The sequence below is a fragment of the Peribacillus sp. NPDC097284 genome (genome assembly GCF_044761765.1).
Taxonomy (GTDB): domain Bacteria; phylum Bacillota; class Bacilli; order Bacillales; family DSM-1321; genus Peribacillus.
Window position 1 is genome coordinate 13,818 of sequence record NZ_JBIWCZ010000017.1, and the last position, 14,485, is coordinate 28,302.

At 38.5% G+C, this 14,485-nt stretch carries 10 protein-coding genes; 7 read left to right on the plus strand and 3 right to left on the minus strand.

The genetic code is table 11. The features are described 5' to 3' along the window. Window positions 1-67: 67 nt before the first annotated feature. The gene (locus ACIQXU_RS19140; RefSeq protein WP_402872902.1) at window positions 68-790 is read right to left on the minus strand and encodes a class I SAM-dependent methyltransferase; all 723 of its coding nucleotides are present in this window, start codon (window positions 788-790) and stop codon (window positions 68-70) included. 291 nt (window positions 791-1,081) lie between these two features. Here ACIQXU_RS19140 and ACIQXU_RS19145 point away from each other — a divergent pair, with 291 nt between their 5' ends. Continuing rightward, the gene (locus tag ACIQXU_RS19145; protein ID WP_402959555.1) at window positions 1,082-3,037 is read left to right on the plus strand and encodes a GTP-binding protein; all 1,956 of its coding nucleotides are present in this window, start codon (window positions 1,082-1,084) and stop codon (window positions 3,035-3,037) included. A gap of 53 nt (window positions 3,038-3,090) precedes the next feature. Here the strand turns inward: ACIQXU_RS19145 and ACIQXU_RS19150 are convergent, their stop codons facing one another. Next, window positions 3,091-3,756 (minus strand): lysozyme family protein, encoded by a 666-nt coding sequence (locus tag ACIQXU_RS19150; protein ID WP_402872907.1) that lies wholly within the window; start codon window positions 3,754-3,756, stop codon window positions 3,091-3,093. 324 nt (window positions 3,757-4,080) lie between these two features. On the opposite strand from ACIQXU_RS19150, the gene map reads away from it, so the two are divergent. From map to ACIQXU_RS19180, 6 genes are all read left to right on the plus strand, one after another. Further along, window positions 4,081-4,827: a type I methionyl aminopeptidase gene (gene map, locus ACIQXU_RS19155; protein ID WP_402872909.1), complete on the plus strand. Its 747-nt coding sequence runs from the start codon at window positions 4,081-4,083 to the stop codon at window positions 4,825-4,827. A 244-nt stretch (window positions 4,828-5,071) separates the two neighbouring features. Continuing rightward, window positions 5,072-5,824 carry a PadR family transcriptional regulator gene (locus ACIQXU_RS19160; RefSeq protein ID WP_402872911.1) on the plus strand — a complete coding sequence of 251 codons (753 nt, stop codon included), beginning with the start codon at window positions 5,072-5,074 and terminating at the stop codon, window positions 5,822-5,824. A gap of 141 nt (window positions 5,825-5,965) precedes the next feature. Further along, window positions 5,966-7,213 (plus strand): GTPase family protein, encoded by a 1,248-nt coding sequence (locus ACIQXU_RS19165; RefSeq protein WP_402991698.1) that lies wholly within the window; start codon window positions 5,966-5,968, stop codon window positions 7,211-7,213. 124 nt (window positions 7,214-7,337) lie between these two features. After that, window positions 7,338-8,483 carry an acyl-CoA dehydrogenase family protein gene (locus ACIQXU_RS19170; protein ID WP_402991701.1) on the plus strand — a complete coding sequence of 382 codons (1,146 nt, stop codon included), beginning with the start codon at window positions 7,338-7,340 and terminating at the stop codon, window positions 8,481-8,483. Window positions 8,484-8,872: 389 nt separating this feature from the next. After that, window positions 8,873-10,861, plus strand: coding sequence for an acetoacetate--CoA ligase (locus ACIQXU_RS19175; protein WP_402991704.1), 1,989 nt, complete (start codon window positions 8,873-8,875; stop codon window positions 10,859-10,861). Between the two features lie 468 nt (window positions 10,862-11,329). Then, a complete protein-coding gene (locus tag ACIQXU_RS19180) occupies window positions 11,330-11,800 on the plus strand; it encodes a hypothetical protein (RefSeq protein ID WP_402991707.1) in 471 nt (156 codons plus the stop codon). 122 nt (window positions 11,801-11,922) lie between these two features. Here ACIQXU_RS19180 and ACIQXU_RS19185 read toward each other — a convergent pair whose 3' ends face one another. Then, a complete protein-coding gene (locus ACIQXU_RS19185; RefSeq protein WP_402991710.1) occupies window positions 11,923-13,182 on the minus strand; it encodes a cytochrome P450 family protein in 1,260 nt (419 codons plus the stop codon). Between the last annotated feature and the right edge of the window lie 1,303 nt (window positions 13,183-14,485).

Sequence of the window (14,485 nt, forward strand, 5' to 3'; positions counted from 1 at the left end):
TTAGATGATACGGCAATTTATTGGAGAATCCTTCTAAGGAGACAGAAACCATTGGAAAGTAAGACTGCTATCCCTTGCTCACCCTAAACGCACGGTAACCAAGACTATTTCCATGAGTAAGCATAAGGCGATAATGCTCTTTGATGATATCATTTAAGGTTCCTTTGAAAACCGGAGAATCGCTCGAGCGTTGGTTGGCAGCAGAGTATCTTTTTAACTCTTCTAAAACTGTACTGGAATGAAGGATTTCCGTATGTTTGAACCCTTGTTCTTTAAAGGCACGTACCCATTCCAATTCAGTCGGAATATTTTTAAGTTTATAGAAATTCATCAATTCAACTTTCAAATTGGCATGCAATGCAATTTCCGCAGTCATATCAATTGAAAGCAAAATTCCGCCAGGTTTTAATACCCTATAATATTCTGCAATGGACTTGTTGATTTCCGTAAAACCTGTGGTGGACTCAGCCACAATATAGTCAAATGAATCGTTGGGAAACGGTAATTCTTCTAAGGAACTCATATACACTCGAATAGGCAGATTGGCTTGTTGAAATCGCTGTGCTGCCTTTTTAACCATCTGTGGATGATTATCCACCGCATAAATGTGGCATTTAAAGGTTTCTGCCAAGAAATGTGATGTTTGCCCTATCCCGCATCCTGCGTCGAGTATTGTGGTATTCGCATCAATTCTCTCATTCATCATGATGTTTGATGTCAAATCGAAACCGCCTGGATGAGCACTTTCAATCCCGTAGAAGGCTAAGGCATCTAGATATGTGTGATACATAACTTTTATCTCCCTTGGTGTAGTCATATACATATTTTATGCTTTAGAATGAAAGGGTGACTGAAACATTCATGTCCTAGGTTGAATATTAGTGGACATATTAGGAGTTACCTCAGAAAAGGGGCGGTTTGTATGTGGAATCGGTGTTATCAAGTTCATTCCGCGAGCTTGCACTAAGGAAATGATCATTAGTTCTAGAATATATACTCGTTGTTTAATTCAAAATCACAGATATTCTCTATCTTTAAAGGTAAGAAATTGGTGTGAAGGCACTTGAAAGAAGGAACATAAATGAATAAGACAATTGGAATAGTGGCACATGTGGACGCTGGGAAAACAACATTTTCCGAACAGCTTCTTTTTTATACGAATAGCATTAAACATAGGGGGCGTGTTGATCATCAGGACGCATTCCTCGATAGCCATGATATCGAGCGGCAACGAGGAATTACGGTCTTTGCAGATCAAGCCATGTTTTCTTACCGAGATTCGAACTATAATCTCATCGATACGCCGGGCCATGTTGACTTTTCACCGGAGATGGAGCGGAGTATTCAGGTGATGGATTATGCAATCATCATCGTCAGTGCAGTGGAAGGCATAGAAGGTCATACGGAAACCGTTTGGGGGCTTCTCCAGAAGTATCAAGTGCCCACTTTTTTCTTTATCAATAAAATTGACCGTGTAGGAGCAGATGTGGATGCTGTAATGAAAGATATACAGTTGAATTTAACCCAGGACGTCTGTAATATCACAGACTCTTTCACAGATGGAGTGATGAAAGAGGAGCTTGTGGAATTTGTCGCTGAACGTAATGAACTCTTACTGGATCATTATATGGATCAAGGTTATAACCAGGATTTGTGGTTTAAGACGATGAAAGATTTGTTTCATGATAATAAAGTATTCCCACTTGCATGTGGGTCAGCACTGCATGGTGTCGGAGTAGAGAGTTTTATGAAAAAGGTTGACCAGTTAACGGCCACGGATTATCGCAGCCAAGGACCATTTGCTGGGCGTGTGTATAAGATTCGTCATGATGGTAACGGAACGAGAATAACATTTATCAAAGCATTAAGTGGAACATTAAGAGTACGAGATGAAATCGAATATGGAAAACCAGAAGACTCCGTCTTCGAAAAAATCACATCCATTCGCATCTATAATGGTAGTACATTTAAAAACGTAAATCAGGTTGCGGCAGGGGAACTCTTTGCAGTCACCGGTTTATCCTTGGCATCAGTTGGGGATGGTCTAGGACTGATTAAAGAAAGTTCCGTTTTTGACATGATACCGACATTAAAGTCAAAAGTTACATTTGAACCTACTGTGAATATCAAAGAAGCATTACAGTATTTTAAAATTATGGATGTTGAAGACCCCTCATTGGATGTGTCATGGGAAGAACGCTCTCAAGAAATACACGTTCATGTCATGGGGACCATACAGCTAGAAGTATTGGTGCAGTTGGTCAAGGACCGATTCCTATTAAATATCACTTTTGAAAAGCCTGAAATCCTCTATAAAGAAACAATCGGTACAGACGCTATTGGATATGGACATTTTGAGCCTTTAGGACATTATGCGGAAGTTCATCTTCAATTAGAGCCGGGAGAAAGAAATAGTGGGATTACGTTTGATAATAGATGTCATGCTGATGACCTTACTGTGGGAATACAGAACTTAATCCGCCATCATCTCTTTGAACGGGAACATCATGGCATACTTACAGGTTCTCCCCTTACGGATATACATGTAACACTACTTACTGGACGAGCTCACAATAAACATACATCAGGTGGGGACTTTAGAGAGGCTACATACCGGGCATTAAGGCAGGGATTGGAAAAGGCGGAAAATATCTTGCTTGAACCTGTTTACCTATTTAAGATCAGAGTAGACCTGGACCAGATGGGCCGTGTACTTTCTGATATTCAACAGGCACATGGGAGTTTCGATTCTCCAAAAACGGAAGGTGACAAAGCGATTTTAACGGGTCTCGTACCAGTTGCCACATTTATGGACTATAGTAGCCAACTGGCTTCTTTCACCCAAGGGAAAGGGAACATAAACTTGACCTTCGCTGGATATGACTTGTGTCATAATCCCAAAGAGGTCATCGAACGGACCGAATATAATAAAAATGCTGATCCTGATTACACCTCATCCTCCATTTTCTGTTCCAAAGGGCAAGGGTATACAGTAACGTGGGAAGAGGCCGAGGGAAATATGCATGGACTTCAATAAGAAAAATCATATGGAATTATACAGTTAAAATAAAAAGAAACCAGATGTCGCAGCTAAAATGCTTCATCTGATTTCTCTTCAATGGCAATGGCAGGGGTGCTTTTTGTAAGTGTATCAAGAATCTTTTCTACTTTATCACTATAAGAAAAGTCCCCGTAACAATATGGATAACGGAAATTTTCCTCATTGCCACCACAGTCGTAGAGTTCAGGGTTCTTTTCAACTTGCAGGGCAGAGAACTGTTTTGCTAGCTCCTCAGTATGTTTGCCGCCGGAATTTGCAACGTAATCAATATATCCAATCCCCATATTATAAGATTGGATGATGGTTGAGAAGTCAACGGCTTTTTCGTTCCCATATTCCATGATTCTCTGGAAATGTTTCACGCCATATTCGATGCTTTCATTAGGGTCGGTTATTGTATTGGGAGCTAGACCGGCGGATTCGGATGCTTGCATGGGATCTCCTCCTTTTCCTCGACTTTCTTGTTGCATCACGGCAATCAATGTTAGCGTTTGATCCTCAAGGCCATATTTCTTCAATTCAGATTGAATTTGGGTGCTATATTTTTCAACGATTGCAAACGAGTTCATCTTATTAAGCGGTGTTGATAGTTTTACTGAAAAAGGTGTCTGCAACACTTGTTTTATAAACAGAAATAAAAAAAGCATCATCGATATTATCAGAATGACCTTTGATTTTTTACGTAATCTTCTCATGTTTTCTCCCTATTATCACTTTATCTTCTCTTATTCTACCAAAAAGAATGAGTAATAACTATTTTAGTATTCTTTTAAACATCCACAGTATATAGAATGAGTCTAGTCGTAGAAAGTAACGTATCAGAATCTATTCGCCTTCCATCATTTTTTAAATTGAAGGGCACGAACGATTTATATTTACCGGATGAAAATATATGTTCATGAAATGAGTAAACCATTGTTTTTTACCGGTGTTTTGGTTGCTTTTTATATAAAGGAAGGCATATGATAAATAAGGAGTCTCAACTAGAAAAGATAATTTAAGATGAAAGAGGATTTTAAATGATTACATTGAAAAGTGAACGAGAAATACATTTGATGCATGAAGCGGGCAAGCTTCTTGCTGAGACGCATAGAGAAATCGCAAAAATGATCAAGCCGGGCGTAACGACTTGGGAAATTGAAGAATTCGTTGAAAAGTTCTTGGCTGATCATGGTGCAACACCGGAACAAAAAGGCTACCAAGGTTATAAATACGCGACGTGCGCATCTGTTAATGATGTAATCTGTCACGGTTTCCCACAGAAGAAGCCATTGAACGAGGGAGATATCGTAACGATCGACATGGTTGTAAGGCTTAACGGAGGATTAGCTGATTCAGCTTGGACCTATAGTGTGGGTGAAGTTTCCGAGGAAGCACAACGCTTGATGGATGTAACGAAAAATGCTCTTTATAAAGGGATCGAGGCTGCACAAGTAGGCAATCGTCTTGGAGATATCGGGCACGCCATCCAATCGTATGCTGAAGGAGAAAAATTCTCTGTCGTACGTGATTTCACAGGACATGGTATCGGTAAAACGATGCATGAAGATCCAACCGTGTTACATTACGGTAAACCTGGTAAAGGCGCTCGTTTAAAAGAAGGCATGGTCATCACAATCGAACCTATGTTGAATGCCGGAACATGGCATATGAAAGTGGACAAGGATGGCTGGACAGCAAGAACAACAGACGGCAAACTTTCCGCCCAATATGAACATACGATAGTGATTACAAAAGAAGGACCAATCATACTTACAGAACAATAAGAGATAACAAAAGCGATGACCTAATTTTATGGTCATCGCTTTTGTTATATCCTCGGTGTAAATTTATTCCAGTAAATACCTCGTCAGAATACTATGAATGAATTTGACAACTAAAATGGACGGTATACATAGTTTAAGTACTAAGGTAATTAGGCACGAAACCCTTTACTAATTTGTGGGTGCGCAGGATAATAAGAAGAAGCTGAACTATTTTGTGACAAACAATATATAAGGGGGGTTGACAGTGAAGAAAGGGGAAAAACTATCTACAACGGTTGAGTCTGTTGGATTAAGCCAGAGAGAATTCTTAACGATTTTTTTACTGCATTCTTTGACGGATAAAGCTAACTATCCACGTGCCATTCATCAAGACCTGAAAAATATGTTTACAGGGAAAGTCCATAGTTATGACTACTTATGTAAAATTTCTAATAATCTCGTCGAATCCGGCCATTTATCATTATATACGAGTAAAGGAAGAAATTATTATCAAATAACAGAAAAAGGGAAAGACCTTTATACATGGTACCAAGAAAATTTCCTGGAACGTTTTTCTGAAGTGAAAAAGGTCATTGACAGGTTTATGTTCGATTTAAAAGGTTCTGGTACGAATCCTCCGGTTGTGAATGAACTACCAGAAGAATACCGCTCTTATTTCTCGAAAATCATTTCTGTGAAGGATCTAGTCCGTTACGTTACTTTGAAGGCCGCTTTCACTAAAAGACCGATTTATATGGGGGAAATTGCCGACTTGTTAAAAAATCAATTCGGCTGGATTGCCTCCAATGGATACTTATATGATTTATCACACGAAATGGAGGAGAATGGGTTACTTGTTGGTAGATGGGAAAGTGAAAAACGAACGAAGCGTTATTTACGGATTACAGATGAAGGACAGCATCACTATAAACAAATTGCCGATTCTGCGGCTTACCAAGTGCAGGAAATCCAAAAGTACCTGGCAAGCGTAGTGACCTTTCTCGAAGAAAAATCCTAACATCTTTCAATCTCCATTTACTTCGTTAAGAACAACTAATGCCTAGTGACTGAAAAGATCAATCATCTCATGTATATGCTTAAGACGAATCGTTCAGGGGTAAAGTTTAATAAAACTGTTCTTAATTAAGGGGGAATCACAATGAAAGAAAAGCGCGATGAAATGAGTAGTATATATACATTGATTAAGAGCCAGGTCGATAAACTTCCTATTTCAGAATCTAAAAAGAATAAAATGCTGGACCAACTCTTAAAAGTAAAAACGATGACGGTTGATGCTAGGGAGCCACGGATTGCTCTTGTCGGAAGGCGTGGTTCAGGAAAGTCCTCTCTTATTAATTCGATGTTCGGAGAAAAACGGCAATATGTCAGTTCTGTTAAGTCTGGAACGGGTAAAGGCAAATGGCTGTGGTACCCTAGTGAAAACAATCCAAAAATCCGTTTGCTTGACTCTCGCGGTTTGGGAGAAAGTGAGGCGCCTACAGAGGCGTTTGAAGAAGAAACACCAATGGATGAGTTAATTAATGCGGTTACTGGGGAACAGCCGGATGTGTTTCTTTTCTTGATTAAAGCGAAAGAAACCGATTCACGGATTGAAGAAGATTTAAAAGAGCTAAATAAGCTACGGAAAATCGTGAAAAATAAACATCACTATGATGTACCAGTAATCTGTGTGGTTACCCAAGTCGATGAATTGGATCCACCTCATTATAAACAAGTGCCATTTGATGCCCACCCTAAGAAAAAACAGCATATAGATGAAGCAGTTTCGTTGATGGAAAAGCGATTTAAAGAAAGCGACATCCCACTTTTGAATATCATTCCGATTTGTTCTTATATTGATTTTGATGAAAATGGCAATATCGATTACGACATGAGATGGAACATCGATGAGTTATCTACCTACTTGATCGAGGCCTTACCCAGTGAAGCGAAATTAATGACGGCTAAGGCCATGCAAAGTCACTTCGTCAAGAAGAAATTCGCACGGACAATCGTCAGCACATTTACCGCTATTGCCAGTTTAATCGGCGCTGAACCCATCCCATTTGCTGATTTTCCAATATTGACCGGTATTCAAGGACTGATGATTGTAGTGATTGGATTTATCGCGGATAAAGAAATTAACACAAAAACAGCAAGTGAATTCATCGCCGCTCTAGGCATTAATGTCGGATTAGGCCTCCTTGTTAGGGAAGGCGTGCGTGCCGCAGTCCGTTTGATACCCGGCGCAGGTCTAGCTGTTTCGGGTGCTGTAGCGGGAGCCGTAACATATGGCATTGGTCAGGCTGCCATTACTTATTTCATTGAAGACAAAAGCATGGAGCAAGCGAAAGAAGCATATAAGCATGCTAATAATGTATATGAAAAAGAAGAAATTATCCCTTAATCAATTCGATTAAGGGAATTCTCGAATCATATATATGACTAAAGTGATAAGATATAGGTGAGTTATAGTGATGGATGATACTCGCGAATACTTGTAAGAGTATTTGGTTACATATCTAGAAGGGATGATCGACATGTTTTATCAAACAGACGCGCAAAAAAAATATATAGAAGAATTAGAGCGAGCGATACAGTCCTTCCCGGATCGTTCCGAATCACTTGATGAGTCTAAAGGTTTTCCTTTTGACAACATTCAAGAATTAAAAGCATTCGGTTATCCAACATTAACGTTGGCTAAAGAGTTTGGAGGACAGGGCGGTTCCTTATATGATTTTCTCTTAGCCCAGGAGAAAATTGCAGAATATTGTGGACCAACCGCTTTAGGAATTGGTTGGCATGTTGGGACGGTTTTATCTTTAACGGAGAAAAGGCCGTGGAAAAAAGAGGTCATGGACGAATTTTTCGAAGAAATATCTAGAGGAGCCCTTGTCAATACGGCTGCATCAGAAGCCGGAACGGGTAGTCCCACACGTGGAGGACGTCCTGAAACGACTGCACGTAAGAAAGGCGATAAATGGATACTTAGTGGCCGTAAAACGTTTACGACGCTTTCCCCAGTCCTTGATATCTTTCTTGTTACCGCCTGGGTAACGGAAGAAGAACAGATGGGTACTTTTTTGGTCCATCGAGACGTTCCAGGAGTATCGATAGAAGAAACATGGGATATGATTTCCATGCAGGGAACAGGTAGTCATGATCTTGTCTTAGATGACGTTATCATTCCAGAAAAGTACTATGTCATGCAAAAAAATCCCGGTAAAAGAATACCGGATGCTTGGCTACTGCATATACCAGCTTGTTATCTGGGAATTGCGACCGCAGCAAGAAATTATGCAGTCGAATTTGCAAAGACGTATTCCCCAAATAGTCTACCCGGACCCATCCGCGACCTTCCGAATGTGCAAAGAACAATTGGGGAAATTGAATTGGCATTAATGGAAGCGCGACATTTTCTCTTTTCCATTGCGGAAAAATGGGAAATGCAACCCGAAAATCATGACGAATTATCAAAAGAATTAGGAGCGGTTAAATTATCGGTCGTCAACAAATCCATAACCATTGTCGACAAGGCGATGAGAGTCGTTGGAGCGAAGAGTCTGCAACGGTCTAATCCGCTGCAACGATATTACCGCGATGTACGTGCAGGACTTCATAATCCACCCATGGATGATGTTACGATTACCACACTTGCGAAATCAGCCCTTTATTAAGAAAAAAGCTATTTAGACACTGAAATGGACCATTCGTTTCAGTGTTTTTTACGTTTAGTTATAGGGAAGCTTTAAATTTCTTTAAGACAAAACTTGTGAGGGATTCTCAGAAGAAGAACCTCATTCTTAGCTTTCATGGGTACAAATTAATGGAGATATTTATCACTTCGTTTTAAGTAAATATTCAATCTAGCTTTTATAGTACGTGAAGGTCTATAGGCGTGTTTGAAGGGAATTATCGAATAATTCAGCCTTCTTGATTGTATACGGATTGACGGTATTTCAACAATCCAGTATCATCAAGTTGAATTACCATTTATAGGATGTGTGCATTGATAAACAACTAGTAATAAACTGTTTGATTTTCGATAGCGAAGGGGGAAAATGATATGAAGTCACTTACAGAAGGACAAATCATTTGGGAACCGACACAAAAGCGGATTGAGCAAACGGGATTGACACACTATGCAAACTGGTTGAAAGAAAAGAAAGGCTTGGAATTTCAAGATTATCAACAACTATGGAAATGGTCAGTCGATGAACTCGAGGAATTTTGGGCATCTGTGTGGGAATTTTGCGAAGTGATTGCAACTAGACCATATGATAGGGTTTTAGCGGATCAGACGATGCCAGGTGCTAGGTGGTTTGAAGGCTCGCGGTTGAATTATGCGGAGAATGCCCTATCGAAAGAACAAGAAGGCAAGACGGCCATTTTCTTTCGTTCCGAGCATATAGTCAATCAAGAAATCAGCTGGAAAGCGCTAAAAGAAAAAGTTGCCTCTGTTTCTCACTCATTAAGAAAACTAGGGGTGAAATCGGGTGATCGAGTTGTTGCATACATGCCCAATATCCCTGAAACCGTCATTGCGTTCTTGGCTACGGCCAGTATAGGTGCCATTTGGTCAAGCTGCTCACCTGACTTTGGGGCAAAAAGCGTCATTGATCGCTTCAAACAGATAGAACCCGTTGTTTTATTTGCTGTTGATGGATATCACTATAATGGAAAGTCGTTCGATAAAACATCCGTAGTTGCCCAGTTACAAAAAGAATTGATTACAGTTAAACATACCGTACTAGTTCCTTACATAGATAAAGAGAATCTAGAGCAAAATATAGAAAATATCATTCCATGGAAAACACTTTTAATAGAATCATCAGAGTTGTCCTTTGAAAGCGTTGCATTCGACCACCCACTTTGGATTCTTTATTCTTCAGGTACCACGGGCATGCCGAAACCGATTGTTCAAGGACATGGAGGAATCATTCTAGAGCATTTAAAAGCCACGCGCCTGCATCAAGATATGACATCTGAAGATACGGTTTTCTGGTTCACAACGACTGGCTGGATGATGTGGAACCTGTTGATGGCCGGACTACTCAATGGGGCGACCATTGTCCTCTATGATGGCAGTCCTTCCTATCCTGACATGGATACACTTTGGAAATTGGCAGAAGATGCAGGTGTGACTTCATTTGGTACTAGTGCTCCTTTTCTTACCAGCTCGATGAAACTAGGCATTAAACCAATCGAAACATATGATCTATCAAAATTAAAATCTCTTTTTTCTACGGGGGCCCCTTTATCAAGTGATGCTTATAAGTGGGTGTATGAACATGTTAAAAAGGATATTTGGCTTAGTTCATCCAGTGGAGGGACTGATGTATGCTCCGGCTTTGTGGGGGGTGTATCCATACTTCCCGTTAGGATTGGAGAAATACAGGGTCGCTCGTTAGGTGTCCATGTTGAAGCATTTGATGAACAAGGGAACTCACTAGTAAATGATGTCGGTGAACTAGTGATCACTAAACCGATGCCTTCCATGCCGCTATATTTTTGGAATGATCATGATGGTGCAAGATACTTCGATAGTTACTTCGATACGTATCTAGGCATCTGGAAACATGGCGACTGGATTAAGATTGATGATAGAGGCAGCTGCATCATTTATGGACGTTCAGATTCTACCATCAACCGTTCAGGTGTACGCATGGGGACCAGCGATATTTACCGTGTCGTGGAAGCGATGGATGAAGTGATGGAGAGCCTGGTTATTGATAGGGAGGTACTTGGTCGAGGATCATCCTTGCTGCTATTCGTTGTCCTTAAGCGAGAGAACACTCTCGATTCGAATCTGATGACAAAAATCAAAAATGAAATTAGGGAACATGTTTCCCCACGCTTTATTCCAGATGAGATTTATCTCGTCAATCAAATACCAAAAACGTTGAATGGTAAGAAGATGGAAGTGCCAATACGTAAACTACTATTAGGATTCGAATTCGATAAAGTAGTAAATCCCGATTCCATGAGCAATCCTGAATCACTGTCGTTTTTCAAACAGTTGGCAATCGAGTTAAACGAGGAGAGAATCTTTTAAGAAAGATGGGCGGGGTTCAAAAACTCCGTCTTTTATTCGTTTTCTTAATGCTATTTTAATCTATCATTTTGTTAAGCTCATACTGTTGACTGGTGAGGCTTTGCAGACGTAAGGGGTTTAAGTAATATGTTGGGCTCAAATTAGAAGAAAAAATCAAGGATAGTGGCTTTATGGCCATTAAAGACGTACCCATTCAAAGTAACGTACAAGTTTATTTAAACGATATTGGTATTGGAAGGTTCAGACTAGATTAAGAGAAAGGACATCTACTTTGAAGCTATGCATACATAGGGAGAGGAGTTAAGTGGATTTTGTAGAGTACATTGATGATTAATTGAATTCGTACCTGATAACTCGGAGGTTCATAATCTGATGAAAAATTATTTATAGTTCTATACTTCATTAATGGAGAATTGGAGCAACTTTTCATATGAATTAACGTCTATCTAATAAAGGTGGGGATTCTATATGAAGAAATGGTTAGCATTATCATTCTTTGTGCTTAATCTAATGGGGTGTTCAAACAGTAATGAAATGGATGGGGAAAAGCCCCCAAAGGTTCAGATTGAACTGGCTAATGAAGCATATGAAACGAAACTAGGTACTTACTGTTGGAGCGATAACAAAGTAAATACTTGTGTAGATATGGCAGGACCAGTGGAACTATTAGCGGATAAAAAGCCTATTGAGGCACTACCAGGTGAGAAGGTTACCATAAAGATGGATTATGAACCTAAACCAAATGAAATGTATATAACACAGTTTAATGCGAATGAGAAAAATAAAGAAACAGATATTCATTTAAGGAATGATCAGTTTACTGTTCCTAAAGAAAAAGGCATTTACTATTATTCATATAGCGTGTGGTGGATGGATGGAGAAGATGCTACTGTGTCCAAAGGTGATGCTTTGTATGCATTTGTACTAAAAGTTAATTAGGAAGGGGATGTTGGTTGATGATACCTAAATTCTAATAGTGAAAAACCCAAACCAATAAATACCTATTAGTGGTTTGGGTTTTTATTTTGGTAAGTATCAAAACTAGAAGAGTGAATACATTTCTAAAAAGCAACAGGAAGTGAATCAAGACTTTGGGATGAGAGTGAAAACTGCCACTCAACTTTCTCCTTAGGAATACTTAACCTTAAGTTGGGCATTCGTTTTAAAAGAGTAGTAAAGGCAATATCTCCTTCTATACGAGCAAGCGGAGACCCTAGACATACGTGTAGGCCATGTCCAAAGGCGAGGTGACGATCTATCTTACGTTTTATATCTAAATCTTCTGAGTCAGTAAAGACTTTCTCATCACGATTGGCGGCTTTCACCATCACAAGTAGTAAATCTCCTTTTTTGATTTGCTGCCCACCCAATCGTGTATCTTCTTTAGCAAAACGTGGTCCTACAATCGTTGATGGACCATTGAATCGCAATAGTTCTTCAACAGCTGAAGGAACTAAAGTTAAATCAGCCTTAAGCATTTCTAACTGTTCTGGATGTTCAAATAACATCATAGTCCCAGTTGCAATTAAGTTCGACGTTGTCTCATGACCTGCAAAAATAAGTAATGTGATCATCGAAATCAATTCTGACTTATCAAGACGCTCACCTTGTTCTTCAATGGCAATCAACTGGCTAATTAAGTCATCGGAAGGATTCTTCCTTTTTTCTTCGACTAACATTTCAGTATATTCCCCGAACTCTTGTAAGTGCTTCCCAACTGTCGGATCTTGTTTACCCAAACCTAGGCCATTAGCGATTGCGGTGGACCAAACTTTAAGCTTTTCACGATCTTCATGGGGCACACCTAACATTTCTGAAATTACGTTTATCGGTAAGGGGTAAGCATAGTCTTTAACAATGTCCATCTCACCTTGAGACTGAACTTGATCCAGTAATTCATCGGCGATTTCTTGAACGCGAGAACGTAACCCTTCCATGTATCGAGGTGTAAAGGCTTTTGAAACTAACATACGTAATCTTCTATGATCTACACCATCAGCAAAGAGCATGGATTTCCCAGTGAAAAAGGTATCGGGCGACGATGAATCTACATCATTAGCCATTTTATCCCTAAAGCTTTTGTCATTCTCAATCGTTTTTGGGTCTACAGTATATATAGCGTGCTGTTTCAAAACTTGAATCGCTTCATCCATATGTACAACTAGCCATGCTTTACTATCTGTTTGGCCAAAAGGGTTTGGAATAGAAATGACAGATCCCGCTTTACGTATTTGCGCGAATATAGAAAATGGATTCTCTTTATTTTCTCCACTTAATAGATTTAGAACTTGCTCTGGCATCATTTGATCTGACTTATTCATGTTCTATCATCCTTCCTAATAAATATTGGTTATTAGTTCATACTCGTGTAAGTTGTCGTAAAGCAAAACTATTTCATTCAAAGAATCCAAAATTATTAATTAATTTGCAGTTTAGTAATAAGTACATGTACTATGATTACTTATTTCACTAACCTCCTTAATTAGAACTTCATCTTACTCAAAATACATTACTTTAATTTGAGTAAGATATTATTAAAGGTTACAATTGATTTTTTTCTTAGTCAATGCGAGTAAAGTACTTTACTGATAGTAGGTATAATGGAGGAATGTTTAGAAATATAGTTTTAAATCTGTATAACTTTGCTTATAAAAGAAATCTATATCTAACTAATTAATTGACTAAAGTATGTATTCAATTAATTAGTTAGGAGTGACACTTGTCCATTTATACTCAGCGAACTTATTAGTGAACGTATTAACGGAATTGCTATCATTCGTAACAAAATCAGACTGGAGGGAAAACGGAAAGGAAACATAATTATCATTTTCAGTTTAATTTATGGAAAGCGGCTACAGTTATATTTAACAATTGGGAAGGTTGTGATGTTGAAAAGAATTTATAGATATTATTAGTGTTAAAGTGGAAATCAATAATAAATTCGAATGAATTTATTATTCTGAAATACTTTTATTGAAGTGTTAACCCGTGATTTTTATCATTTTATTTATATTTATATATATTGATATAGTAATGGGCGTTTTAAGAATATCTTGTTCATTCGTTATACTTTTGATTGATTGAAGCCAGTGAAGTAAACGGATTTTACTAATATATATAATACGAGATAGAAGGGGAAGGGCGGGTAATATTGATAGTGGGTTTAAAAACAATTCAAGTCAATACACATCCAAAATTGAGAGATATTACTCGTATGGTAAACCAAAGTTTACATAACAATAAAAAAGTATTTTGGATGTTGTTTCATTTAGAATTAAAGACTCTTGGCGGTTTGCTGTTATAACGTATGGTATGGGGATAATATACAGGCTTGATACAAAATGTGATACAAACGCTTGTTATTATCTGGTAAGTAATTTAAAGCGAGACTAATATTAATAATATAAGCAGGAGCTCATATGAATATATTTCTGTTATGGAAATAAAATAACACTGGAGTTTCCAGATTACATTTACTGTGAGTGCATTAAAATGAATGAAAATTGTAAGTGATCCTGATCAAAAATAATCAATAATAGTTTTATAAATTATTTACATTAAATCTTAAATCATTTAAATAGATGAAAACTTGTATGTGTTATAAAAATCATAGTTATGTTAGAG

What these genes read in the sequence shown, in the direction of transcription:
- map (WP_402872909.1), top strand. Translation starts at nt 4,081, where the DNA reads ATGATTACATTGAAAAGTGAACGAGAAATACATTTGATGCATGAAGCG.
- ACIQXU_RS19145 (WP_402959555.1), top strand. Translation starts at nt 1,082, where the DNA reads ATGAATAAGACAATTGGAATAGTGGCACATGTGGACGCTGGGAAAACA.
- ACIQXU_RS19185 (WP_402991710.1), bottom strand. Translation starts at nt 13,182, where the DNA reads ATGAATAAGTCAGATCAAATGATGCCAGAGCAAGTTCTAAATCTATTA.
- ACIQXU_RS19170 (WP_402991701.1), top strand. Translation starts at nt 7,338, where the DNA reads ATGATCGACATGTTTTATCAAACAGACGCGCAAAAAAAATATATAGAA.
- ACIQXU_RS19175 (WP_402991704.1), top strand. Translation starts at nt 8,873, where the DNA reads ATGAAGTCACTTACAGAAGGACAAATCATTTGGGAACCGACACAAAAG.
- ACIQXU_RS19180 (WP_402991707.1), top strand. Translation starts at nt 11,330, where the DNA reads ATGAAGAAATGGTTAGCATTATCATTCTTTGTGCTTAATCTAATGGGG.
- ACIQXU_RS19140 (WP_402872902.1), bottom strand. Translation starts at nt 790, where the DNA reads ATGTATCACACATATCTAGATGCCTTAGCCTTCTACGGGATTGAAAGT.
- ACIQXU_RS19150 (WP_402872907.1), bottom strand. Translation starts at nt 3,756, where the DNA reads ATGAGAAGATTACGTAAAAAATCAAAGGTCATTCTGATAATATCGATG.
- ACIQXU_RS19165 (WP_402991698.1), top strand. Translation starts at nt 5,966, where the DNA reads ATGAAAGAAAAGCGCGATGAAATGAGTAGTATATATACATTGATTAAG.